This window comes from uncultured Clostridium sp., assembly GCF_900547735.1.
In the GTDB taxonomy this organism is placed as follows: domain Bacteria; phylum Bacillota; class Clostridia; order Lachnospirales; family Lachnospiraceae; genus Otoolea.
In genome coordinates this window covers 20,897-42,896 of the sequence record NZ_URHZ01000046.1, presented here as the reverse complement: position 1 = coordinate 42,896, position 22,000 = coordinate 20,897, and the positions used below count along the sequence as shown (strand labels likewise).

Annotated in this window: 19 protein-coding genes; 17 read left to right on the top strand and 2 right to left on the bottom strand. The window is 50.9% G+C overall.

Translation table 11 applies throughout. The features are described 5' to 3' along the window. Positions 1-242: 242 nt before the first annotated feature. Complete coding sequence (locus QZT18_RS14750; protein WP_294148758.1) at positions 243-896, bottom strand: YitT family protein; 654 nt, start codon at positions 894-896, stop codon at positions 243-245. Positions 897-1,381: 485 nt separating this feature from the next. Between QZT18_RS14750 and QZT18_RS14745 the strand changes: the two genes are divergently transcribed. The 14 genes from QZT18_RS14745 (at position 1,382) to QZT18_RS14680 (ending at position 16,940) form a co-directional block, all read left to right on the top strand. Next, the gene (locus tag QZT18_RS14745) at positions 1,382-2,146 is read left to right on the top strand and encodes a gamma-glutamyl-gamma-aminobutyrate hydrolase family protein (RefSeq protein WP_294148757.1); all 765 of its coding nucleotides are present in this window, start codon (positions 1,382-1,384) and stop codon (positions 2,144-2,146) included. A 54-nt stretch (positions 2,147-2,200) separates the two neighbouring features. Beyond that, positions 2,201-3,532, top strand: a complete 1,332-nt coding sequence (locus QZT18_RS14740) for a M20 family metallopeptidase (protein WP_294148756.1) — start codon at positions 2,201-2,203, stop codon at positions 3,530-3,532. Between the two features lie 14 nt (positions 3,533-3,546). Continuing rightward, the gene (locus tag QZT18_RS14735) at positions 3,547-4,266 is read left to right on the top strand and encodes a DUF5058 family protein (RefSeq protein ID WP_294148755.1); all 720 of its coding nucleotides are present in this window, start codon (positions 3,547-3,549) and stop codon (positions 4,264-4,266) included. Between the two features lie 11 nt (positions 4,267-4,277). Beyond that, entirely contained in the window at positions 4,278-5,006 is a 729-nt protein-coding gene (locus QZT18_RS14730; protein ID WP_294148754.1) for a hypothetical protein, read from the top strand. A 206-nt stretch (positions 5,007-5,212) separates the two neighbouring features. Further along, complete coding sequence (locus tag QZT18_RS14725; RefSeq protein ID WP_294148753.1) at positions 5,213-5,683, top strand: MarR family winged helix-turn-helix transcriptional regulator; 471 nt, start codon at positions 5,213-5,215, stop codon at positions 5,681-5,683. Further along, on the top strand, positions 5,673-6,803 hold the full coding sequence (locus QZT18_RS14720) for an ethanolamine utilization protein EutH (RefSeq protein ID WP_294148752.1): 1,131 nt from the start codon (positions 5,673-5,675) through the stop codon (positions 6,801-6,803). Before QZT18_RS14725 ends, QZT18_RS14720 begins: the two co-directional genes overlap by 11 nt. Positions 6,804-7,158: 355 nt before the next feature. Continuing rightward, complete coding sequence (locus QZT18_RS14715; protein ID WP_294148751.1) at positions 7,159-7,893, top strand: GntR family transcriptional regulator; 735 nt, start codon at positions 7,159-7,161, stop codon at positions 7,891-7,893. 16 nt (positions 7,894-7,909) lie between these two features. Then, positions 7,910-9,361: an FGGY-family carbohydrate kinase gene (locus QZT18_RS14710; protein WP_294148750.1), complete on the top strand. Its 1,452-nt coding sequence runs from the start codon at positions 7,910-7,912 to the stop codon at positions 9,359-9,361. Positions 9,362-9,798: 437 nt separating this feature from the next. Next, positions 9,799-10,800 carry a hypothetical protein gene (locus QZT18_RS14705; RefSeq protein ID WP_294148749.1) on the top strand — a complete coding sequence of 334 codons (1,002 nt, stop codon included), beginning with the start codon at positions 9,799-9,801 and terminating at the stop codon, positions 10,798-10,800. 24 nt (positions 10,801-10,824) lie between these two features. Next, on the top strand, positions 10,825-12,483 hold the full coding sequence (locus QZT18_RS14700) for a thiamine pyrophosphate-binding protein (protein WP_294148748.1): 1,659 nt from the start codon (positions 10,825-10,827) through the stop codon (positions 12,481-12,483). Positions 12,484-12,527: 44 nt separating this feature from the next. Further along, positions 12,528-13,493 carry a tripartite tricarboxylate transporter substrate binding protein gene (locus tag QZT18_RS14695; RefSeq protein ID WP_294148747.1) on the top strand — a complete coding sequence of 322 codons (966 nt, stop codon included), beginning with the start codon at positions 12,528-12,530 and terminating at the stop codon, positions 13,491-13,493. An 85-nt stretch (positions 13,494-13,578) separates the two neighbouring features. Beyond that, positions 13,579-14,028: a tripartite tricarboxylate transporter TctB family protein gene (locus tag QZT18_RS14690; protein ID WP_294148746.1), complete on the top strand. Its 450-nt coding sequence runs from the start codon at positions 13,579-13,581 to the stop codon at positions 14,026-14,028. A gap of 12 nt (positions 14,029-14,040) precedes the next feature. Continuing rightward, positions 14,041-15,552 (top strand): tripartite tricarboxylate transporter permease, encoded by a 1,512-nt coding sequence (locus QZT18_RS14685; protein WP_294148745.1) that lies wholly within the window; start codon positions 14,041-14,043, stop codon positions 15,550-15,552. 197 nt (positions 15,553-15,749) lie between these two features. After that, the gene (locus QZT18_RS14680; protein WP_294148744.1) at positions 15,750-16,940 is read left to right on the top strand and encodes a CaiB/BaiF CoA-transferase family protein; all 1,191 of its coding nucleotides are present in this window, start codon (positions 15,750-15,752) and stop codon (positions 16,938-16,940) included. Between the two features lie 75 nt (positions 16,941-17,015). On the opposite strand, the gene QZT18_RS14675 is transcribed toward QZT18_RS14680, so the two are convergent. Further along, positions 17,016-17,909, bottom strand: a complete 894-nt coding sequence (locus QZT18_RS14675) for a LysR family transcriptional regulator (protein ID WP_294148743.1) — start codon at positions 17,907-17,909, stop codon at positions 17,016-17,018. A gap of 217 nt (positions 17,910-18,126) precedes the next feature. Here QZT18_RS14675 and QZT18_RS14670 point away from each other — a divergent pair, with 217 nt between their 5' ends. From QZT18_RS14670 to QZT18_RS14660, 3 genes are all read left to right on the top strand, one after another. Continuing rightward, on the top strand, positions 18,127-19,122 hold the full coding sequence (locus tag QZT18_RS14670) for a succinylglutamate desuccinylase/aspartoacylase family protein (protein ID WP_294148742.1): 996 nt from the start codon (positions 18,127-18,129) through the stop codon (positions 19,120-19,122). 20 nt (positions 19,123-19,142) lie between these two features. Beyond that, positions 19,143-20,519 (top strand): YfcC family protein, encoded by a 1,377-nt coding sequence (locus QZT18_RS14665; RefSeq protein ID WP_294148741.1) that lies wholly within the window; start codon positions 19,143-19,145, stop codon positions 20,517-20,519. 109 nt (positions 20,520-20,628) lie between these two features. Continuing rightward, on the top strand, positions 20,629-21,753 hold the full coding sequence (locus QZT18_RS14660; RefSeq protein WP_294148740.1) for a 4-hydroxybutyrate dehydrogenase: 1,125 nt from the start codon (positions 20,629-20,631) through the stop codon (positions 21,751-21,753). The last annotated feature ends 247 nt before the right edge of the window (positions 21,754-22,000 follow it).

The following is a 22,000-nucleotide window of genomic DNA, read 5'->3' as shown; positions in this document are numbered from 1 at the left end:
CCGGGAGAAAAAGATTCCGAAGGGAACCTGGGAGTTCATCGGCACTTACCGAGGTCTTTTCGAGGTTAGTGTCCGTTATGTACTCCAAAGAGCGCGAGCGTTTCCCGTAGGAACTTTTTCTGCCCGGATTCCCCACCCGCGACAACCTACAGCACGGGACTGAAGACTCATAACCCTCCCTCTCACCATCCCGAACCCCGGCCGTCCCGGCGGCGTTCTCATTCCTCAATTAACCCCGCTTTTTATAATCCCGCCATCTTTTCCATCGGCTTTTTCAAGAAGTGATTAAACAACGCAATAAACCGCCCCACCCCGACCATGGCCAGCAGGGTACCGACCCCAATTGCCGCAATCTCTCCGGCGGCCAGATAGCCGAGGAGGGAGGACAGAATGACACAGACTCCGTCGAGCACGTTCTTGCCGAAACCGACGCCGCGGTGCAGGGCATAGCCGGTTGCCTGGGCCATTCCGTCGCCCGGGTTGGGAACCAGCTTCATATTAACGGTCATAACGACACCCAGGGCGGTAATGACAATGGCCGCCAGAAGCAGAATGAGATTCTGCCACAGGGTGGGATAAGTGATGTTCAGGATATCACTGAACAGATCCAGAAGCATACTGAACAGGAAACTGACCGGAATCTGCAGTAAATCCAGCCATGTTCTGGTGCTGCCCTTAAGTAAAAATTGAAGACCCACGAAGACGGAGTAAACCGCAAAGGTCATCATTCCAAAATTCAGGTTCCATATGTAGGAGATGGTAAATGGGATGGAGATGATCGGGGATACTCCCAGACCGGTTTTGGTATTCAGCGTGATGCCGGCGGCCAATACCACCATTCCTATGACGTAGATAAGGATACGGAAACACCACGCATGTTTCTGATTTGTGTTCATAATAGTTCGTTCTCTTTTCCTGTTATTCTTTTGTATGAAGTGCGGGCCGGGAGGCTTTTTCATTAGAATTTTGTCCCGGGCAGCGCTCTTTTCCCCTTATTCTAGTATCTTCCGCATGATATTTCAAGACGTTAATCACGTGGTTTTAAGAAAACCGGCCGGTTCAGGTTGCTGTTCACACCGCATCGCGCACTTTTCGTTGCATCGCGCCGCAAAACTCGGGATTTTCACAAAAAGCACGTGAAAACACCTCGCGGAATACATCCCGAGTGAACAGTAACCCGTTCAGGGCCATGCGGCATCTTTTTTCTTTTTTTCCACTTTTCCCACTAAAAATGAGTTGAAAAATTTTACATAAGGTTCTTGTATAAAATGCACAGAAAAATCCTCTTGACTTTTAATTCTATGTGTAATATTATGTGATTATCAATTATTGATTAAATCAACAATTGATACAATCAATAAAATGAAAAACAGGAGGAGACATGAAACCGATAATCGGAATAACGGTCAATTATGTCAAGAATGACCGTGCGGGGACGGAAACGCATATTGGGGGGAAGGGCCAGCGGTGGCAGATGCTCGCCCAGGATTATATCACGTCCGTTCAGGCCGCAGGCGGTGTGCCGGTGATGCTGCCGGTTCTGGACGATGGGGATGACTGGACGGAATATTCCCGCTTTTTGGATGGGATTATATTTTCGGGCGGTTGTGATATGAATCCGCTGAGTTATGGGGAGGCGATGGACGGAGCCGTCGGCACGGTGGTCCGGGAGAGGGACCGTCAGGAACTGGAACTGATGAAAACGCTCCTTGCAGACGGTAATATACCGGTTCTGGGAATCTGCCGCGGCTGCCAACTGCTGAATGTAGCCTGTGGAGGGACGCTGGTGCAGGATATGGAGATTGGGAAAACAGGGAATCATTTTTTCCCGGAGCAGGAGATGCAGGTGCCGACCCATACGATTGTGACGGAGGAAGGAACACGGATCCGTTCACTTGTGGGTGACAGCGCTCCGGTAAATTCGTATCATCACCAGTGTGTCGGAAAATGTGCCACGACGCTCCGGGTTACCGCGACAGACGGGCGGGGTGTCCCGGAATGTCTGGAGATGCCGGGGAGGGCCGGTTTTACTCTGGGTGTTCAGTGGCATCCCGAAGGAATGGTTCTTACGGATCCGGCACAGAGGAGACTGATGGAGGCATTTGTAAAAGCCGCAGAGGGCAGGAAGTCCCAAGGAACGAAATAAGAATAGGAGCGGGGATGAGCTGGGAATTGAAATGAGAGGAAGGATGAGGGTGGAATGAAAGAAGAAAAGATGGAAAAGACAATGGAAAGGATGACGGAAGTAACAACGGGAGGGATGATGGAAGACGCGATGGAAGGGATGGCGGAAGGCCGGGCGGCGGACAAGACCGGGCCAGTGACCATCGGTGAGATTGCCGCGATTTGTCGGGAGGTTGAGGAAATTTACAAATATCTTCACCGGCATCCGGAGCTGGGATTTGAGGAGTACAACACTTCAAAATTTATTCTGGACAAACTGGCTGAATACCGTATCGAGGCGCGCCAGACGGGCGGAACCGGAGTGATTGCCACGATTTACGGCAGCCGGCCGGGAAAAACGGTAGCCATCCGGGCCGATATGGATGCACTCCCTCTGACCGAGGAGGCGGATGTGCCCTACAAATCCTGCCGTAACGGAGTGATGCATGCCTGCGGCCATGACGCGCATGTGGCAATGCTCCTTGGAGCTGCCGGGTATCTCTCCGGGCAGAGAGAGAAGCTCTGCGGCAACGTAAGGCTCATTTTTCAGCCGGCGGAGGAGGGAATGCAGCCGGAACGCCTGGCAGAAATTGTGGCAGACGGAGGCAGTGAGCGGGGCGGCGCCGCCACGATGATTGCGAAAGGCGCTCTTGAAGGAGCGGACTGCTGTTATGCTATCCATGTATTCCCCGACCTGCCGACCGGGACGCTGGCGGTGCACAGGGAACGGGCCATGGCATCCAGCGATATCTTCAAAATGGACATCTGCGGAAAAGGAGGGCACGGTTCATCTCCGGAGACGGCGGTTGACCCAGTTGGGGCTTTGGCCGCGGTTTTGGCGGCATTTAATGCGTTTCCATCCAGGGAACTTTCGGCTCTCGACTCCTGTTCCCTGTCGGTAGGGACAATTAACACGGATTCCGTGTGGAATGCGATTCCGGACAAAATCCATGTGGAAGGAGGCGTCAGGCTGTATGACAACAAAATCAGGGAGTATACGTTCAAACGCCTGCCGCAGATAGCAGAGGGAATCTGCAGCGCGCACCGCTGCCATGTGAAGTTTGAAAGGCAGCAGGGATATGATCCGACGGTCAATGCGCCGGAAATTTCGGAACGTATGGCGGCAGTTGCGTCGAGAGTGTTCGGGGAAGGACGGGGAACGCTGATGGAGCGGCCTGCAATGGGTTCAGAGGATGCGGGCTATTATTTCCAGGAGGTGCCGGGAGCTATCGGATGGCTGGGCTGCCATGCGGAAGGGACCAGGGAGTCGGTGCCTCACAATCCCGGATTTTACATAGATTTAAATGCGCTGGGATATGGGGTGCTGTTTCATATTAACATGGTGTTTGATATACTGGGAGAAGAATAGGGAGGAACGTTCATATGGGAATTCTTGAGGTACTGAACGGCAAATTGTTATATACACTGGTGGCGGCAGGCATTTTATGTGTTTTCTGTATCTGTATTTTCTTTTATGTGAGAGCGAAAAGGCGGGCGTTTGAACTTGGGATTTCAAAATCGGAATTCACCTCGGCAATGCGCGGGGCGGCGGTATTTTCCATTGTACCCTCGGTGGCGGTCATTATCGGCCTTTTTTCACTGGCTCCCGTTCTGGGAGTGCCCTGGCCCTGGTTCCGTCTTTCCGTAGTCGGTTCCCTCAGCTATGAGCTGATGGCTGCGGACATGGCGGCGGCCGGAGCGGGCTATGAGTCGCTGACCGCTTTTGGCAGTTCCGGAGACGTCAACACACTGGGTACAATCATGTTTGTTATGAGCATCAGCATTATGGCCGGCATGGTCTGTAATATCTTTTTTACAAAAAAGATCCAGATGCAGACGGCCAGCTACAGTAATAAAAACGGCGCCTGGGGAGCGCTGTCGATCAGTTGTTTTACAATCGCCATGATGTCCACATTTTTGCCGCTTCAGATGACGGCAGGCATCATACCGTTCCTCACGGCGCTTGTCAGCGGAGGTCTTACCATCCTCCTGACCTGGGCGGCAGTTAAGTACAAAGTCCGCTGGCTGGCCGATTTCATTATGTCTTTTGCACTGATAGCAGGTATGGTAGCGGCAGTATGTTTTACGAATATGGGAATATAGAGGAGGGCATTATGGAAAAGACCGCAGCAAAAAACAGATCCTACATTGAAGGAACCCATCTATACGGGCGTATCGCAACGATTCTGGCAATGCTTATCATGCTGGCGATACCGACCGTGATTTGCATGACATATCATGTGAAACTCAATATAAACGAAATTCTGGCCACGGCAGGCCCTCTGCTGGCCCTGTTTATCCCGACGGCCCTTTCGGAGGTCATCAGCTTTACCCCTATAACGGGTTCGGCCGGTTACATTGCTTCTATTATGGGAAATGTTTCAAATATTAAGTTCCCATGCGCCCTGAACGCAATGGAGACAACGAATTCCGTATCCGGAACGGAGAGGGGCGATGTGATGGCTATGGCCGCCATGTGTGTGTCGGGAATGGTTACAACCGTTATTGTCGCCCTGGGCGTTATTCTGCTGGTACCGCTTCAGCCCGTCCTTACAACACCGGCCGTTATGACGGCAACAAAATACATCATGCCGGCTCTGTTCGGAAGTATGGCGGTATCCGTATTTATCAACAAGAATGCCGGAGACTATAAGGTGGAAGGAAAAATGAAAATTGCAGCCGTGCCGTTTTGCCTGGTTCTGGCTGCCAGCTATCTGATAAAGGGCCTCGCGAAGAATTCGGGGTATGTTATGCTGGTCATGATCCCGGTGACGATTCTCACCGCCCGTATTATGTACAAAAAAGGAATGATAAAAGTGACGGAAAGGACATCTGCAAATTAAATACAGGAATGCAGCGCTTCAGCCGTATGAACTTGGTGTTTCATTTGAGCCGGGATTGTGGTATATATAGTGGTAGAATAAAAGAAAACCAAAAGGCGGCAGCTCGGCCGTTTGTACTTCCACAGGACTTTTATAATGTGACTTTATAGAAATTCCGTGGGAGGCGCTGAGCCGCCGCAACTAAATACAGGCTGGGAGTTTTAGATATGAAAATAGACGCGGAACAAAATCCTGCAGTATGCGGCAAGTACATCTCTTCGATTTATCGGAAATCGGGGGAACATCTGGCACAGGAATTAAAGAAAATAGGTCTTACAACCGTCAAATCGATTCTTCTTGTCGGTCTTTACCGGAATGAAGGGACGAACCAGTGTGCGCTGGCGGCAAAGCTTTCCCTCGACACGGCGGCGGCTTCACGCGGCCTTCGGACACTGGAGCTGGAAGGAATGATCCGGAAAGAGGTCGACGAGGCAAACCGCAGGAATTTTAAGGTATTCCTTACGGAGGCGGGACGGCTGAAGGCGGAGGAGAGCCTCACGGCTCAGGAACGCTATTGGAAGACGGTTCTCAAACCCCTGGGAGAGAACGGAACGGAACTCTTTAATGATCTCCTGCGGCAGCTTCAGGACAGTATCAGCGCTTTTTCAGCAGATGATGAAAGGAACGATGCAGATTGATGTTCTGATCAAATGGATCATGGCCGTATCTTTGGCCGTGGGAGCAGTAGATTTGATTCTGGGCGGCAGATTCGGACTCGGGAAAGAGTTTGAAAACGGCATTATGACCGCCGGCCGCCTGATACTTTTTATGGCCGGATTCATGGCGCTGGCTCCTGTGCTGGCCGGAATCCTGACGCCGGTATTCGGCCCTCTGTTTCAGCGGATAGGAGTGGATCCGTCCATGGTGGCGGGAATTTTGCTTGCAAATGATGCGGGGGCTGCGCCCCTGGCCATGGAAATGGCGCTGGATCCCACGGCGGGCCGTTTCAGCGGCTGGATTGTGGGGGCGATGATGGGAACGACCGTGATGTTTGTGTTTCCCATGGCCGTCGGAGTGGCAAAGGAAGGACAGAAGCCCGCGGTTCTTTACGGACTGCTTGTAGGCATTGCAACGGCGCCGATCGGATGCCTCTGCGGCGGGCTGGCCGCCGGATTTCCGGTCCGGCTGGTGCTTCGCAACCTGATTCCGGTCCTGTTTGTCTCGGGGAGCCTGCTGGCCGGGCTTTTATGCCTTGGACAGAAACTCATCCCCGCCTTTATCTGGTTCGGCAGGGCGGTGACGGCGCTCTCCTGTACGGGACTGGTTATCGGTGCGGTCGGACTGCTGACCGGTTTTTGTCCGATACCGGGCATGGGCAGTATGGAAGAGGCATTTGTGGTAATTGGCAATATCGCGGTTTTTCTGGCGGGCGCCTTTCCGCTAATTGCGCTGCTCCGGCGTGTTCTGGGCCGTTTTTTTGCGGCATTGGGAGATGCCTGCGGCGTCAATGAGGCGGCGGTATCGGGGCTTTTTATGACGCTTGCCAACGGCATTCCGACGTTTGGCCTGTTGGATGAAATGAATGACAGGGGAATTATAATGAATCTGGCGTTTATGGTCTGCGCGTCCTGTGCCATCGGTGACCATCTGGCCTACACGGCCGGTACGGCGCCGGAGCTGACAATGCCTGTACTCGCAGGGAAACTTGCGGGCGGCGCAGCAGCGCTTCTGGCGGCAATGGCTCTGGAACCGAAGCTGATGGGCCGGACGCCTCATTTTTCCGGTAAGGATAGCAAACCGCCGGTGATGCAGCAGTAACAGGTTTGGTTTTTAAAAATTGAGAATTGGACAGAGGATTGAAGATATAAAAGCGTTGCTCCACAGTTGCAGAACTGCCGGGAACAGCGCTTTTTTTATACCAAAGAATATGCTTTTGCGGGGCACGTATTTTGCCGCTGGTCCGCCCCCTGACCGGCAAACGGCCTGCGGTGACCGGCGGTGCGTTTCACAGGAAATAAATAATGCTTAGTTCGGTATTGCCTGTGAAACGTAACCGGATTGCTCCTGATTGCTGCCGTAAAATAAAGAAAAGCTTGACATTGTCATACCGTATTGTTATCATTAAAACATAAAATAATACAATTAAAATACAAAAAAGAGCGGAGCTGAGACAATGGAGACGACCAGTAAGAAAAAAGGGCCTTTATATTATACGGTGAAGGAAGGGATAAAGGAGCAGATCCGTAAGGGGGAGCTGAAAAAGGGGGAAGTGATCCCAACCGAAAAAATGCTCTGTGAAGAATATCATGCAAGCCGGGTTACCATCCGCAGAGCGATAGAAGAGCTGATAGAGGAGGAGGTCCTGGAGCGGGGGTTTGGCAAGACGGCGACGGTGAAGTTTGATAAGGTGCCGAGGAAAGTGAACAATCTCACCAGCCTTCAGGAGGAGATGGAAAAGATCGGGGTAAAATGCACCTCCTTTATCCTGAATTCCGAGATAATGGAGGCTCCGCCGGAGGTGGCGGAGGAGATGAAGCTGCCGGAAGGCGAAAAAGTGATAAAGATTGAACGGCTCAGATATGCCAATGAAAAGCCGCTCTGTTATCAGGTACTTTATCTTTCGGAGCGCCTGTGCGGCGCGCTGGAACCGGCCAGGCTCGTATCCCAGTCACTGTACAGGATTCTTGAGCAGGAGATGGGGATACGGATTAAGAGGGCGGATCAGGTTATCCAGGCCGTGATGTCAACATACCGCATTACCGCGCTTTTAGAGCTGCCGGCACAGACAAGCATGCTGTTTGTCAAAAGAATCGCCTATACGGAAGCTGAGGAATGCCTGGAGTATTCGGAGAGCTTTTATGTAGGTGACAGATATAATCTGACGATGTCGCTTTTCAGGGAGATATAACCCGGGAGGTTTGGAGATGAGGACGATACTGGTTGTAGATATCGGAACAAGCTCGGTGAGGACGGTACTGACGGGAGAGGATCTGGAAATCCGGTCCATGGTGCAGCGGAAGCGCACTGCAGGAATCTGTATGGATGCCGAGGTGGAATGGGAATTCATCCGCAGCATGATAAAACAGCTTTCGGAAGAAAACAGGGAGATGCTGGCAGTGAATCCGATATCTGCCGTTGCTGTATCCGCCCTGGTGGGCTGGGTTGGGGTGGACAGCAACGGAGGGGCGCTGACGCCCTGCTATACATACATGCACCGGGAGCAGAGAATGTTCGAGGAGATGACGCCTCTGATAGATGGGGATGAGGCATTCCGGATCTGCGGCAGAGCCCCTGCGCCGGAATGGCTGGCCTATAAGCTGCGCCGCCTGAGGCGGGAGCAGCCTGCGCTCTACGGAATGATAGCATCGGTAACCTCGCTTAAGGATTTTATTAATATGAAGCTATGCGGGCGGACGGCTCTCGATCATACATCGGCCGGTTATACATTTCTGTACGATATCAGGAAAGGCGGCTGGAGCGAAAAACTTCTGGAAATCTTTCAGGCCGATACGGATAAACTACCGGGACTGAGAAGACCGTGGGAGCGGCTGGGAACATTGAAGCGGGAACTGGCGGAGCAGTTTGCATTTTCCGGTGAAATTCCCGTAGTCACGGGAAGCTGCGACGGCTCCACGGCCGTTCTGGGAGCCGGAGGAGTGCGGGAGAAAACTGCGGTGAGCGTGATGGGCACGACAGATGTATTATTTCTTGTGGCAAAACAGTGGAGTTCGAAGGAAAGCAGGGGACTGATAGTCAATCCCCATGTAATTCCGGGATACTGGCTGATTGGCGGGCCTATGGGAATGTATGGAGGCACGGTTGACTGGTACATGAACCATATTATCGGGGAGCGGTTAAGCCTGGAAGAGATGACGCTGCTTGCGGAGCATCTGGAGCCTGGATGCTCCGGACTGACCGTGCTGCCGAACCTGGCCGGCGAGCGGGCGCCCTATTGGCATCCGGAGAGCGTCGGAACTATTGTGGGACTTACCAGGGAACACAGGGCGGAACATATTTTCCGCGGAATTATGGAGGCAAACGGATACGACTGCCGGGAAATCCTTGAACGGGCAAAGGAGATGGGAGCGGAATGCACGGAGATAGCCGCCATCGGCGGAGGCGCCTTAAATCCCCTGTGGCTTACGATAAAGTCGGAAATCACCGGACTTCCCGTACGGAGATCCGGGGTGACGGAAGCAACGGTGGCGGGAAGTGCAATGCTGGCGCTGTATATGCTGGACGGAAAGCTGCCCGAAGGAAGGCCGCACAAAAAGGAGCGGTTTGAGGGTACCGGAAAGCAGAGGGAACAATACCGTGCGGAGTATTTAAAGTTTAGGGAAAGACGGGAATTGGTGGAAAAATTATATAGTATATAGATCAAGAAAGACTGGCAAAAACGCCGGAATGCATCTAAAAGCTCCTGTATGAAAAGATACAGAGAGCTTTTTTAATTCATAGGAAATTACGTCCTATGAATCGAAAAACGCTCCGCCAGGATGCGTGCTCACGCGAAGGTGTAATATGCTGCTATGCGCCCGCGCTGTTTGAAGGCGGCAGCTTGTTCGCGGAGCCGGAGGCTATTGCTTTCCGGGCCATTGGAAAACGAAACACTTGTTGTGATAATATAAATACAATATAGATACAAGCTCACTGCTTGCAAGGTTGGGTTAAAAATTATATGAATACAAAAAGAAAACAAAATTGGCGATATTGCACAAAAACAAAAAATATATATATTAATATTGTATATTTACACGGAGCACAAAAGAGGATATTATATACAATATAAATACATTTTCAAGGGAGGAATCGAATGGAAACAAATAATGTATGGAGGGATATTACAGATCCAAGACTTGCAGAGACAACGGATGATTTGGAAGAAGGGCTGAAAGAACCCAAATTCGAAAATATCACAATTCCAGAACATTTTGGTCCGGTACAGGAGATAATCGACGACCATAAGATAAAACGGTATGCATTTGAACTGGATGATTATCTTTCCTGGTCAATGGAAGAAAAAGAGAATCCGTTCGGAAAAGAGAGGATTGCACAGGCGGGCCTTCTCACGAACGATATTGTCCAGCTTTTTACACTGGCATACCGCGGGAGCAAGGTAATCGGGCTCCATACCGAGGCCCAGCTCTGGTTTAAGAACCCGGCGAAACTCAACGAGGTGGTAACGCTGGAAGGCGCTTATACGGATGCCTATGAACGACGGGGACAGGGGTATGTGGTTCTGGAGGCAGGCGTAAAGGGGGAAGACGCCCGGGAGATCGTACGTTACCGGGGAGTTGAGATTTTCCAGACGACTCCGGGCAATATTGCCGGCAGGGCATCGGCGTCACCGGATAAGAAAGTGAGTGGTGAGGTGCCGGAGAACGCCAGATATGTAGCGGAGGTTCCGGAAGATTTGAAGTGCGGCGACGCGCTGGAGCCGTTAAAAAAGACAATAACCGCAGAACAGGCGGCGGTATTTTCCAGAGTGGGGGAATTTGTCATCAATATTCATAACAATCTGGAGACGGCGAGAGTCGGCAACCTGAGAATCCCGATTGTGCAGGGAGCGCAGTTCTTCTGCACGCTGACGGAACTAATGACACGCGCCTTTGGCGCAGACTTTTTTACGGACGGCTGGCTGAGAGCCAAGTTTATCGCACCGATCAAGGTGTTTGAACCGTTTGAGGCGGCGGGAATTGTGACGGGAGTCTATCCGGAGGAGGATGGAAGGAAAAAGGTGGAACTGGAAGTCTGGGTAAGAAGAAGTTCCGACAACCGGCTCGCAGCAATAGGATGGGCCAGTTGTATAATCTGACGGAAGATGAGAAAGGGGCAGAATATGGGAGAACTGTTACGCGGAGGAGAACTGGTTGTTAAGGTTCTGGAGGAGTTTGGAGCTAGAGTGGTGTTCGGAGTGCCGGGTGGACAGACGTTGTTTGTGACCGATCCGCTTATGGACACGCCGATCCGCTTTGTACACACAAGACACGAAAATGGGGCGGCCTGTGCGGCCGACGGCTGGGGAAGGATGACCGGGGAGCCGGGAATCTGCCTGGCCACCACGGGACCGGGAGCCACGAACCTGATTACGGGAATCGGGGGAGCGCTCAGGGATTCCAGCCCGGTGATAGCGCTGATATTTCAGAACCGCCTGCCGGATGCGGGCAAGGGAGATGCGCAGGAATGCGATCACGAACTGGTCTTTACCGGGATTTGCAAAAAATACATTCCGGTGCGTGACGTCACATCGATCCAGTGGGCAATGCGCGAGGCATACAGGGTGGCAAAAAGCGGAAGACCGGGGCCGGTTGTAGTTGATCTATACAGAGATGTAATCGAGAGCCAGAGGGCGGAGTACGTTCCCGAACGGCCGGAGCAGTATTGTATCAAAGCGGACCCGGTGGCAAACGAGGAGACAATCCGGCGTGCGGCGGACGAGATGAAAGCGCATAAAAGGATTTGCATCTGGGTGGGGAACGGCGTAAAACTTGCCGGCGCATCAAGGGAAGTCATGGAATTATCGAGGCGGCTCTGCGCCCCGGTGGTCTGTACCTATAATGGAATCGGCGCGGTCGACAGCGGATTTGAAAACTTTGCAGGCCCCAGATCCAGGCATGGAAGCAGGGTGGCCAGGACGGCAATTGAATCGGCGGACTGCGTGATTGTGGCCGGTTCCTCCCTGACTGCAATCAGCACAAACCGCTGGGAGATTTCTGCAAAACATGTAATCCAGTTTGACATTATACCGGAGAGCATCGGCAGGCATTATCCGGTGGAAGTCGGGGTGCTGGGAGATGCCGCGCGCTCCATCAAAAAAATCCTGGATTGCCTGGAGAAAGAGGGATACCATGGGGATCCGTCTTTCCTGAATGAGATCCTGGCAAGGAAGGAGGCATGGACGAAAGAGGTATACAGCGGCAGCATTACAGATACCGCCGCGACGCCCGTACCGCCCATCGCCCTACACATGGAACTGGAAAAGGTTCTCAGCGAGGGTGGCGTGTTTGTCGTGGACGCCGGCAATCCGGGAGCCTGGACGCATCTGACCAGATTTCCCAAAAACACCACATACATGAAACCTGTCAATTACGGCAATATGGGATTTGCCCTGGGGGCTGCCCTCGGATGTAAGGAGGCGTGTCCGGAGAAAGAGGTGATTGCCCTTCTGGGTGACGGTTCCCTGGGAATGACATTGGGGGATTTAGAGACAATCGGAAGGGAAAACCTGCCGATTATCATTCTTCTGGTCAACGATTCGGCATATGGAAATATCCGCCAGGAGGAGCTTTATAAAATGGGGGAGAACCGTTATACAGGGGTGGATTTCCCGGATATCGATTATCTGGAAGTGGCGAAAGTCCTTGGGGTGGACGGATGCATCGTCAGAAAGGCGGAGGAAATCCCGGATGCCTTTAAGGCGGCCAGGGAGTCGGGGAAACCATATATGGTCGAAGTAAAACTGGACGGTTCCTACTCGGTGTGGCCGGAGGCGTTTTAAATAAGTAACACTGAAAAGAAGATAAGATAGAGAGGAGAAGGTACATGATGAAAAAAAGAATGGCGGCAGCGGTTATGGCGGCAGCACTGGCGGCAGCGGCGCTCGCCGGATGTGGGGCGAAGGGGTACCCGTCCAAAAATGTTACGGTAATATGTCCGTATTCGGCGGGAGGAACAACGGATTTGACCATACGCGGAATGTTGGATGCAATTCCGGAAAAGACGCTCCCTTCCAACGTGAACATGGTAGTTTCCAACGTGGCCGGAGGCAGCGGGATCGTGGGGACGAGCCAGCTTTTATCAAAGGAATCCGACGGATACACAATCGGCGTGGTAAACTGTGACCTGATTTTAAACAATGTACTGGGAAATACGGATATTACCTATGAGGACTTTACGCTTTTAGGCTGTATCATGGATGACATCAACATCCTGATTGTACGTGCGGATGCCCCGTATCAGACGTTCGAAGAATTTGTAGCTTACGCCAAGGAAAACCCCGGCGTGGCGATTGGAGACAGCGGCGCGGGAACGATTCCAAACCTTGCGACAAAGGCCCTGAACCGGCATCTGGGAACGGAATTTAAGTCGGTCTCCTATGACAGTGCGGCTCCCAGTGTAATTGCGGTGGTGAGCGGGGAAATCCCGGCGGCTATCTGTGCGACACCGGCAGCCATGGGACAGCTCCAGGCCGGAGAGATCAAGGCCATTGCCGTGACGAGTACGGAGCGCAGCGGCTACATGCCCGATGTTCCTGCATGGAATGAAGGTTTTCCGGAGCTGGATGGAATCAAGGTACCGGTGTGGGTGTTTATGGCTGCCAAGAAGGATATTCCGGATGAGGCCAAAAGCTTCCTGTCGGATGCCATTGCAAAGGCGATCACCTCCGACAAGTTTGCCGGGACCAGAAAGAATTTCTATATGGAGGCCTCTGATTTTGGCAGTGAGCAGGAGATGCTTGATTTTGTAAAGGAACAGTACGAGCTGTACAAATCACTGGCGGAAGACTGACAGGCAGGATAACCTGTTCCTGCGGAGTGCCGGATAGGACGGGGCTGGATTTCCAGCCCCGAAACTGAAAATGCGGGGTGACTGAATGAAGAAATATAACTTGATTGCCGCGGCTGTTTTTGCACTGGTTGGCGTGGGGATGATCGTGTCAATCAGAGGATTTGAATATAATGGCCTGTCTGAAATCGGAGCCGGATTCTGGCCGCGGGTTCTGGGGGTGCTGATGATACTGCTTTCGGCGGCTTACGCGGTGGAAACGCTGTGCGGTAAGGAGGAACCGGTTTCCATTGATTTTAAATCGGAGGGGCTGCGGCGCGTCTATGGCATGTGCGGAATTCTGCTGGTTTTTGCCATTCTTATCAAGGTCCTGGGATTTTTCTGCGGGGCTGCATTTTTTATACCGTCGTGTATGTGGGTGTTTGGGGAGAGGAATAAAAAGAAGATTTTCGTAATCACGGCAGGGGTAGTCCTGTTTGTGTATGTGGTCTTTGTCGCGCTGCTGCAGATCGGACTGCCGCGCGGTTTTCTGATGTAGAGGAGGGATAGAATGGAGTTTTTTATTTCAGCGCTGGGGGAAGCGGTTCAGCCTTTGAACCTGCTTGTCATGCTGGCGGGAACCTTTGTCGGAATCGCGGCAGGAGCCATGCCGGGACTTTCATCGGTTATGGCCCTGACAATCATGACGCCTTTTACGTTTTCCCTGGGCGGAAATTCGGGGTTTTTGATGCTGCTCGGCATCTTTTGCGGCAGTATTTATGGAGGTTCAATCACCGCAATTCTGATTAATACACCTGGAACTGCCAATTCTGCCGCCACCTGTCTGGACGGTTATCCGATGGCGAATAAACTGGGGCAGCCGGGAAGAGCTCTTGGAATCTCCACTATGGCATCCACCTTTGGGGGGCTGTTCAGTGCGGCGGCCCTGTTTTTTACCGCGCCTCTCCTGGCCAAAGTGGCGCTTCAGTTCGGTTCTCCCGAGTATTTTTCCATTGCAGTGTTTGGAATCAGTATTGTGACGGGAATATCATCCAAGTCGGTGATTAAGGGGCTGATCGGAGCGGTAATCGGGCTGGCCCTGGGAACCGTGGGAATCGACGCCATCACGGGTACGCCGCGTTTTACATTCGGCAGCGCGTATCTGACGGGCGGAATCAGTTTTGTGCCTCTTCTGATAGCGCTGTATGCCTTTTCCCAGGGACTTAAAAATATGCAGTCCGGGGAGGACAGCGTTTCGGTGGGGAGAAAGGTGAAGCTCGATCACGTCCTTCCAAACAAAAGTGATATTAAGAGGACGTTTCCTACGATCCTCGGGTGCAGTGTGATCGGCACCATCATTGGGGCAATACCGGGAACGGGCGGCGACATTGCCTCCTGGTTTGGATATACACAGGCAAAACGTTTCTGCAAACACAGGGCGGAATTCGGCAAGGGGGCTCCGGAGGGGATAGCGGCGCCGGAATCCGCCAACAACGCGGTTTCGGGTGGCGCGCTGATTCCGCTCCTCACTCTGGGAATACCGGGGGACGCAGGAACTGCGGTCATGCTGGGCGCGCTGATGATGCAGGGAATTATTCCCGGTCCGCTGCTTTTTAAAGAGCAGACGGAGAAGGTCTACATCATCATTATCGGCCTGATTTTTGCCAATATTATGATGTGCCTCCTGGGATACGGAGGACTGAAGCTTTTTGCGAAAATATCCTCCATCCCGTCGGTGATTCTGACTCCGGTTGTGTTTATTTTCTGTTTTGTCGGCACCTATGCGCTCAATAACAATATCAACGATATTTATTTTATGATCATTGCGGGGATAGCCGGATTTATCCTTCTGAAGCTGGATTTTGCCATGCCGCCGGTAATATTGGGGCTGATACTGGGAACCAAGATTGAGACAAATCTGTCAAAATCGCTGGCAATCTCGGACGGAAGCTTCGCAATCTTTTTTACCAGGCCGATTTCCTGTGTTCTTCTGATTGTGGCGGCCATTTCTCTGCTTTCGCCGCTTCTGGTGCCGCTTATCAGACGGGTGGCGGGGAAGACGGAAGTTGAGAAGGCGGGATAACTGAGAGCGAAAACAGGGGCTTAGATGACAGAGGTTGAGATAATAGAGGCTTAGGTAACAGAGGCTTGGAATACAGAGGCATAGAGAACAGAGGTTTAGATACTAGAGGTTTAGATAACAGCAGTTGGAATAATGATGGTTAAAATGGCAACGTGGAATGTAATAACAGGAGAGATAATAACAGGGAGGAAGTACTTATGAAAGGTGCATTGGACGGCATACGCGTGATTGACCTGTCGAGAGTGATTGCAGGACCGCATTGTTCCATGATCCTGGGTGACTTTGGCGCGGATGTCATCAAGATAGAGAAAAAGGGCGAGGGGGATATGGCCAGGGGCTATGCACCATATTTCAACGGTGAGAGCACGTATTTTATGACCCACAACAGAAATAAACGGAGCGTCACCCTGGATTTCAGGAAACCGGAGGCACATGGAATTCTCATCGGACTTCTGGAAGGCGCCGATGTGCTGGTGGAAAACTTCCGCGCGGGAACGCTGGAAAAGATGGGACTGGCTCCGGAGGAACTGCTGAAAATAAATCCCCGGCTGATTATCACGAGACTCTCCGGATTCGGTCAGGACGGCCCTTATAAAAACCGTGTCTGCTTTGATGCTGTGGGCCAGTCAATCAGCGGCCTGATGGATATCACAGGAGAACCGGATGGGAAGCCAACGATGGTAGGGACTTATATCTGTGATTTTACCTCGGGGCTGTATGGGGCGATCGGGACTCTGGCCGCCCTTCAGGCAAGGCAGCGGACCGGAAGAGGGCAGGTGGTGGATGTATCCCTGCTTGATGCGGCCAGCTCACTGACGCATTCCGCGGTGATCAACTATTATGAACTGGGGGAAGTGATGAAACGCAACGGAAACCAGGACAGGGCTTCCTATCCCGCCAATTTTTATGGGACAAAGGACGGCAGGATGGCATTTATTCATGCGGGTCAGGATGGGGCCTTTGCCGGTTTGTGCAAGATGATTGGCAGGGAAGAAGTCCTTGCGGACCCGGAATACCGCCTGCTTGCAGGACGGTGCCGTCACATCAGGGAATGCGATGAGATGGTGGAGGCGTGGGCAAAAACAAAGGAAATGGATGAGATCCTCCGATGCTGTGAATTGTATGGGATACCGGCGGCGAGGGTGAATACAATCGAGGAGATGGTCCGGGACGAGCAGCTCCTTTACAGGAAAGCAATACGCCGGGTGGAACATCCCGCTTACGGTACGATCACGATGAACGGGCCTGTGGTAAAAATGTCTGAGACAGAGCCGGATATATACAGGGTGCCCCCGGCGCTGGGGCAGCATAACCGCGAGGTTTACCGGGAACTGCTGGGACTTACGGGGGAAGAGATTGAAAGGCTTGAGGAGGATGGGGTTATCTGAGGCGCGGTATTTCCCGGAAATCACGGCCGTGGCCGGCCGCTTATCAGAATGGCAAATGCGGTACGGTTTGGGATTTTATCCGGTAACCGGAATTGGAGAACTTTTTCTCAGTTCTCTTGCAAAAAAATCCGTAATTTCTGAAGCGTTTTTCTCCTTGTAAACCAGGCACAGGGTGCGGTACACATTCAGATTAAATGAAAGACCGGCACGGGTAAGTTTTCCCGAAGCCAGTTCATCCTCCAGGGAAAGTTCCGGCATAAAACATGCGCCCCCTTTTTGAAGGATCATGGATTTGCAGGCCTGCATACTGTCAACGGAAAAGGTTACGTTGAGAGGAAGATTGTTAGCACGAAACAATGCCTGGATATTTTTCCAGAAGTCAGAGGAGGGATCATAGCAAATCAGGGGCTCGGCGGCGATATCCTCCATTGTGACCCGAAAACGCGGAGAAAGAAAACGGTGGTTTGAACCTACGATGAGAGAAACGGGATCGAGATAGACCGGAACTGCAGTCAAACCCTCCGGAAGAACAGAAAACGTCCTTGTAATAGCAAAAGCGCAGGTATCATTTGATACGCAGGAGAGGAGCGTGTCGCTGAAATTGGTGACAACATTGACGGAAAGCTGCTTATTTCTGCTGTGCAGGGTGCCGACAATTTGCGGTAGGAGGGAAGATGCGGCGGACATGATGGAACCGACGGTCAGCAGTGACGGAACGGCACTGAAAGCCGCTTTGGCCTTATTATAGTTCTCGATAATGTTAAGGGCGTAGGGAAGTAGTGTATTCCCGTCCTCTGTGAGGGTTGCCCCATTTTTATTCCGCACAAAAAGAGTACAGTTCAGTTCTCTTTCCAGAGCCTTAATCCGCGATGTTATGGTAGGCTGAGTAATGTAAAGTTCTGCGGCGGCCTTTTGCAGGCTCCCGCACTGATAGACGTAAATAAAAGATAGAATGTTCTCAATGTTCATTTTTTCTCCTGATAAATTCAATGTAAAAAGCACTGTTATAAAGAATTTTATCCTATTATATAGAAAAAATTTATATAAAGCAATCAAATCGAATAAAATTCCCGTTTCTCTGTAAAAATCATCGATTTGACGAAAAGAATACTCTGTAATATGCTTTAGATACAAAAATCCTATTCCGGAAAATGGAGAAAATAATAAATAACAGGGAGAACAAATCATGGAAGAGAAGTTAATATATGACTTAGAAGCAGAAATGGCAAAAAGGGGAGAAAAGGTTTATGGATTTCTTCCCATTACGCAGAAAGCAGATTGCAGTTGGGTGAAGATACCGGTTATCATAGTAAACGGAGAAAAAGACGGACCAGTATGCGTGGTGGATTCCTGTACGCATGGGGATGAGTACGAGGGAGCAGAGGCTATTTCAAAATTTGCTGAAGAAGTGAAAACTTCCGAACTCCGTGGAACATGGATCGGAATTCCCGGTCTGAATCTGGAGGCATTCAGCTATGGGAAAAGAGAAAATCATATGGATTACTCTTATGGTAATATGAACCGGATTTTTCCGGGGAATGAGGATGCCTACATTACGCAGCGGATTGCAAAGTTTTATCTGGATCATGTGCTGAGTAAAGCTGATTTTTTAATTTCTTTCCACGGAGGTGGTAATGTACTGTATGTTACGCCTCAGGTCGGTTATCAGGATCCATCAAACGCAACGGGGGAAATATCCCACCGGATGGCAAAGGCAATTGGTTTTAAATGTCTCTACGGCGGGAAAAACTCAGCTTTTGCAGGAACAATGCGGAGCGAATCCTATAAGCTGGGCCTTCCTTCCATCACGGTGGAAATTGGCAGCCAGAGCTGCCGCCACAGTGAGCGGTTTATCAATATAAACAGGGCAGCAGAGGGAATTTGCTCCGTTCTTAGGGAAATGGATATGATGGAGGGCTCTCCGAGGTGTTTAGATGAATATATTGATTCGGAATATTCTTTAACCTATATTTATGCAAAATTCGGAGGCTTCCATATTCCGGTGAAGCAGCCGGAGGAAAAGGTAAAAAAGGGAGAAGTGCTGGCCATTGTTAAGGATTTGTTCGGCAATCAGGTGGAACAGGTGAAAGCACCGTTTGACGGTGTAGTTTATGGCTATTGCGATTATCCGATTGTGCAGCCCGGTAACTGGTCTTATTTATTCGCCAGATATGACTTTTAGCGAAAGGGGGACCGGTTGGTATGAGCAGTGTAAAAAAACTGAAAATGCCGGGAGTGTTTGCCATTATTATGGTACTGGCGGTAATTGTTGCACTTCTGACCTATTTGATTCCGGCGGGGCAGTATGAATTTATAACGGAGGGAACCAGACAGGTTGTAGATCCGGATTCATTTCATTTTGTAGAACAGAGTCCGGTCGGCCTTGTGGACTTTTTCCTTTCATTTCACAAAGGCTTTACGTCCCAGGCGGCTATTATTTTTATGATGTTTCTCGTTGGAGGCAATATCAAAGTAGTTACGGATACGGGAGCCTTTGACGCATTGTTTTCTGTGATATTTAACCGGCTTCAGGACAGGGCTATTTTGATTATTCCTGTTATGATGCTTCTGTTCACAATTCTGGGAGCAACGGGACTGATAGTAGCGGCTGTGGTCGTCTTTATGCCGTTGGGGCTGATGGTCGCCAAGAAACTGAAGATGGATCCCATGGTCGGTGTGGCTATTGTTTTTCTGGGAGATTATATCGGATTCTGTGCCGCACCTTTGGCACCGACCTCAACGGGATTGGCCCAGTCCCTGGCGGGGATTAAAATGTTTTCGGGACTGGGTTTCAGGACGTCGGTAGTGGCGGTTCTGTTTGTGATCAGTGTAGCATATACGATGAGATACGCGTTGAGGGTGCAGAAGGATAAAAAGTGCAGCATTCTTGATAATACCGATTTCCCGAAAGAGGTGGAAGAAATAGATATCCCCTTTACAGGGAGGCATTTTGCAGTGCTTATGACAATGACGGCAGGCCTTATCGTGTTTATTGTGGGTTCTTTAAATTATGGTTGGACTACGGCTCATCTGGCGGCGGTCATGCTGGCGGTTGGAATTATATCCGGGTATATTGGAGGTATGGATAACGAGGCAATTTCGGACAGCTTTATCAGTGGAGTACAGAATGTTTCTTTCGCCTGTATGATTGTAGGATTTGCAACAACAATTTCGGTGATTATGACAAATGGAAATATCATTCATACGATCATTTATTTTATGAGCGAGCCGCTGAAGTGCATGCCTCCGTCCATTTCTGCTATTGGAATGTATGTTGTAAACCTGATGTTTAACTTTTTTGTCAATTCAGCATCCGGCCAGGCGGCAATAGTCATCCCGCTTATGGCTCCGATGGCCGACATAGCGGGTCTTACCAGGCAGGTGGCGGTACTGGCGTTTCAGTATGGAGATGGATTTACCAATATTATTTTCCCGACATCCAGCCTTTTAATGTCATGTATTGTTGTGGCTAAGGTGCCTTACAGCAAATGGCTGAAATGGATCCTTCCGCTTTTTATGGTATGGTTTTTAGTCGGAGCTGCCGCCATTTTTATCGCGGTTCAGATTGGCCTTGCGTAACTCCTGCGGAATCAGGGACTGGCAGCAGAGGTGAATAAAGAACCGGGAGGAAACAGAAAGCGGAGCCCCAAAAGGTGTGAACAAAATACACACGAGACAGGAGGAGCGTATGAAAGCAGCAATAGAAGAATTTAAAGTAAGACCGGCGATCTGCAAATACAGGACCGCAAAGGAATTTGCCGCCGGTCTGGAACTTGGAAAAGGCGATCTGATCCTCACAAATGAACCGGTCTACCGCCCTTATTTTGAAAAACTGAAGCTGAACTGCGACGTATTATATCAGGAACGGTACGGCGCGGGAGAGCCGTCGGATGAGATGGTGGAGGCCATGGCCCGCGACCGGAAAGGCGAGTATAAACGTATTATTGGAATCGGCGGGGGAACCGTAATCGATATTGCAAAACTGTTTGCCCTGAAAACGCTGACTCCTGTTTCGGAGCTTTACGATGGCGTAATCCGGCCCGAAAAGGCAAGGGAACTGATACTTGTTCCTACAACCTGCGGTACGGGGAGCGAGATGACCAATATCTCCATTCTTGCTTTAATCTCGAAAGGAACGAAAAAGGGACTGGCAAATGATGCAATGTATGCGGATCGGGCAGTGCTGGTGCCGGAACTGTTGGAAAAGCTGCCGCCTTATGTATTTGCAACCAGCTCAATCGACGCCTTGATCCATGCGGTGGAGTCGACTCTGTCCCCGAAGGGGAATGAGTTTACCCGGCTTTTCGGATATAGGGCAATGGAAATGATTCTGAAGGGATATAAAAAAATTCTCGCGGAAGGAGAGGGAGCCAGGACAGAGCTGACGGACGATTTCCTGACAGCAAGCTGCTTTGCCGGAATTGCATTCGGAAATGCAGGCTGCGCCGCGGTCCATGCGCTGAGCTATCCTCTGGGAGCCGCTTTTCACGTTGCACATGGGGAGTCCAACTACGCTGTTTTCACAGGGGTCATGAATCACTATATGGAACGAAGGACGGAGGGGGAGATTGCAGTGCTGAACCGTTTTCTGGCCGATATTTTGGAATGCCGGGAAGGGGAGGTATATGAGGAACTGGAAAAACTGCTGGGATTTCTTCTGCCTAAAAAGGCCCTGCATGAATACGGCGTACGGCGTGAAAAACTGGTGGAATTTGCCGACTCCGTTATGGAAAACCAGGGCAGGCTGATGGCCAATAATTTTGTGGAGATAAACCGGGAGCAGGTTCTGGAGATTTACAACAGACTGTATTAGGGAGAGAAATGCTTTATTCCCAGAATCCTTTACCCCCAGAATCCTTTATCCTTAGAAACCTTTACCCTTAGAACCCATTACCCCTTGCATAAGAGAAGGGAATCCTGCTATGATTTAGACAGAGGATTCCGACAACAAAGGTTGATGAAAACAACCTGAACGATCTGTAAAAAAGCGGATGTCTGAACATGGGCACCCGCTTTTTATTGAGTGGCAATGAAAAGTTCGCGAAGCGTACTTTTCGTTG